The organism is Alkalibacterium sp. s-m-28, from assembly GCF_054658175.1.
Genome location: NZ_BAAGIQ010000143.1, coordinates 1 through 3,317, shown reverse-complemented (window position 1 = coordinate 3,317; position 3,317 = coordinate 1). Strand labels below are relative to the sequence as shown.

At 41.8% G+C, this 3,317-nt stretch carries 3 protein-coding genes and 1 riboswitch; of the genes, 2 read left to right on the top strand and 1 reads right to left on the bottom strand.

Features of this window, described 5'->3' with window-relative positions; genetic code table 11:
* Positions 1–257 precede the first annotated feature (257 nt).
* A riboswitch (M-box (ykoK) riboswitch) is annotated at positions 258–427 on the bottom strand.
* Positions 428–527: 100 nt separating this feature from the next.
* Complete coding sequence (locus ACYQ4S_RS11285; protein ID WP_459771215.1) at positions 528–1,154, bottom strand: phosphoribosyltransferase; 627 nt, start codon at positions 1,152–1,154, stop codon at positions 528–530.
* Positions 1,155–1,420: 266 nt separating this feature from the next.
* On the opposite strand from ACYQ4S_RS11285, the gene ACYQ4S_RS11280 reads away from it, so the two are divergent.
* On the top strand, positions 1,421–1,828 hold the full coding sequence (locus tag ACYQ4S_RS11280; protein WP_346024966.1) for a YtxH domain-containing protein: 408 nt from the start codon (positions 1,421–1,423) through the stop codon (positions 1,826–1,828).
* A gap of 706 nt (positions 1,829–2,534) precedes the next feature.
* Positions 2,535–3,143: an NAD(P)H:quinone oxidoreductase type IV gene (gene wrbA / locus ACYQ4S_RS11275; protein WP_346024965.1), complete on the top strand. Its 609-nt coding sequence runs from the start codon at positions 2,535–2,537 to the stop codon at positions 3,141–3,143.
* The last annotated feature ends 174 nt before the right edge of the window (positions 3,144–3,317 follow it).

Below are 3,317 nucleotides of genomic sequence, written 5' to 3'. Positions count from 1 at the left end.
ACCCTTGTGACCTTAACTGAAACCATTCAAGTGTTTGTCAAGGGCAAATGCGGCTCCGATTGGTATAGTCAGTGGGCCTTCACCACCTTTAATTTTTAGTTTTCATAAAAAATTTGACAGTTCCTTTTTGCAGATAAAAACGGCCTCCAGATTGTGTCCGGAAGCCGCATACTAAACCATTATCAGAATAAAGAGTAAACACTCGTGCTGCTTATTGTAATTATACATTTGCCTGTCAATGCAGGCCAAATGATCATACATCTACTCTTCGTCTGGGTTTTAGCACTAAATGACGTAGATTCGCGAGGAATCAGCTATCTTATGCAAGACCTTAATCCGATCATGCCTGTTCTACCCATTGGCTTCTCTCGAAGTTTTTGGGCAATAGCCTGTGTTCATTTAGGAGCCTCTCCTAACAAGTATTTGATTTACCGTTTTTCAGTTTATATAATAGTTTACTCTGTGTCAAAGAAAAAAAGCACTTTTTACATTTCTGTCACATTTTTAATGAGTAGACTGTTAGTTTATTACAATGACTTCAGAAGCTTTTCCACTTCATTGTCTTCTACTTGAGGGAAATGATCATAGTAGGCCCCGACCGCCCCCAGAAAATAATCCGGTACCTCAACGGCTACCACCTGATCGACTGCTTTTTTCAGCGTTCTATAGGTGTCCATAGGAATAACAGGCACAGCGATGATTATCTTCTCTGCGCCCTGATCTATTACTGCATTGATCGCTGCTTTCATTGTGAGTCCAGTAGCGATCCCATCGTCTACAATAATCACTGGACGGCCCTTTACCGCTTTAGTTTCCAGCCACTTTGCATACATCTGCCGTCGGTTTGTCATCTGTTTTCTCAATACCTTTACTTCTCTTTCAAGCCAGTCATCTTCGATCCGGTCTGTTTCCATTCGATTCAGCAGCGGGTCGCCACTTTCTGAAACTGCACCGATCGCGTATTCTGGCTGATACGGATGTCCGATCTTTTTCGACAGCAAAACGTCGAAGTCCAGCTGATGTGTGCGGGCAATTTCTAAACCTAAGGGTACCCCGCCTCTTGGAAGAGCGAGCACGACTGCATTCTTCACATCTTTCTGATTGAGCTTTTCGGCCAGTTGTCTGCCTGCATCCTGTCGGTTATGAAAAAGAATAAAATCCTCTCCTATCTTTTTTTCTTGAGAGAGTGGCTATTTCTTCTAATTCTGTCTTTTACCCAACGTTTCATTCACCTGTGGCCTTTCATTCTTTACACATCGATTATAGCATATTATCTCATCAGGTCCATTCATAGCCCTTTTCTATCCGAACGATGAGGTTTTCAAATCTCTCGAGGGATTCTCTTTTCAAAAAAGTAAAGTTTGTTCTATAATGAGTAGAGAGAATTCAACATTATTTATTTGTCAGGGAGGAATGCACTATGTCATTTATTAAAGGCGCATTAATCGGAGCAGCTCTAGGATTACTGTTTGCTCCTAAAAGCGGGAAAGAAACACGTGACGATATCGCTCGTCGATTCGATGATTCGAAAAAACAGGCTAGTGAATACGCAGATAAAGCGAAAGTGAAATCTGGAGAACTGGCTCAAACTACGGGCGAAGCAACTGAAAACATCAAGCTGACTATTTCCAAGACAGCTCAGGAACTTCGTGAGCAGCTTCATCATGCTTCTGAAGAAATCAGAAAAGAAGCGATGGACCTGAAAGACGAAGTTAAAGTAACTACTGAAGAAGCTGCAGAAGAAGTATCTGCAGAAGTCGATCAGGCTACTGAAGATCTGAATAAGGATCATGACCATGGATCTAAAATTCCAGGCGAACCTGGCTAGGTCTTTTACTCAATAGTCTGAAATAGATGAGCGAACTTAACAAGCCGGTACCAGCAGGACTTCCTGTTGGTACTGGCTTGTTTTTTCTGTCTTTTCTTGTGCATTTCATGAAGAGTTTACTCATTAGAGGCTATATATAAAATCTTACGCTATCTGTTCACCCTAATTTATCGCTGAACCGCCGTTAGACTGTTTTACTTAAAGTTAATTGGATCAAAGGTGTTCTGATCTATAAGTAGACCTCGTCTACTTATACCTTATTCAATGATTTTTCTCTGAATTACCGCTAAACCGTCTCCACTTGCATATTATTATATTTTTTCGCCCCAAACTGTCACTAGACTGCTTCTAGCTATACCTTATTTTGTGATTTCGCTCCGAACTATCATTAAAACGCCGCTAATTATACATTATTCCCTAACGCCACTATTAAACTAGTACTAACTCCCCAGCTACTTACACCTTATTTATGACTTTAGACTCTGAACTACAAGTAGCTCTCCCAAGATCCTTCAAAGTCACTAAAGGAATTGCCAGCTCATCGAATCCAGGAAATAAATCTGCTAAATCACACTGAATTTTTCTAGAAAAACTATTTACAGTTATCAGTTGACACTTCAATCGATTTGAGTTACTATACAAAGGTAAGTAATACGAATTAGAGATAATCTACTTCGAAACACCAACTAAAAAGGAGCACATACACATGTCAGTTAAACTATCTATAATTTATTACAGCTCAACAGGTACAAACTATCAACTTGCTCAGTGGGCGAAAGCTGCTGCAGAAGCTAAAGGAGCAGAAGTAAGACTAGTCAAAGCATCTGAAACTGCGCCAATGGAAGCCATTGAATCAAACCCTGCATGGAAAGAGCATTACGAAGCGACTAAAGATGTTCCTGAAGCAACTTCAGATGACATCACTTGGGCAGATGCGCTTTTATTCAGCGTTCCTTCACGTTTTGGAACAATGCCATCTCAGATGAAACAATACATCGATTCACAAGGTGGACTGTGGGCAACTGGACAGACAATCAATAAAGTTGTCAGTGCCATGTCTTCTGCTCAGAACCCTCACGGTGGACAGGAAGCAACCATCCTTTCACTATACACTTCAATGATGCACTGGGGCGCAATCATTGCGGCTCCTGGTTACTCTGATCCAGTATTATTTGGAGCTGGCGGAAATCCTTACGGTACATCTGTCACTGTAAGTGGTGAAGGTGAAATGCAGGAAGACGTCAAAGGCGCCGTTGAGCACCAGGTCAACCGTACTCTTGATATCACTTCAATGGTCGTTAACGGCTCAAACTAATTCAATCTATTCAAAAAGATCAGCTTCCCGACAGGGGAATGCTGATCTTTTTCGTGCGCCCGGCATGGGCGACAACTTGGTGGTGAAAGTCCACTACAGACTTGGCAGTAGGAACTGTTAGCGAAAGTCAAGGGTGTCCGCCGTGAGGCGGAATCTGAAGGAAGACGGACGCAA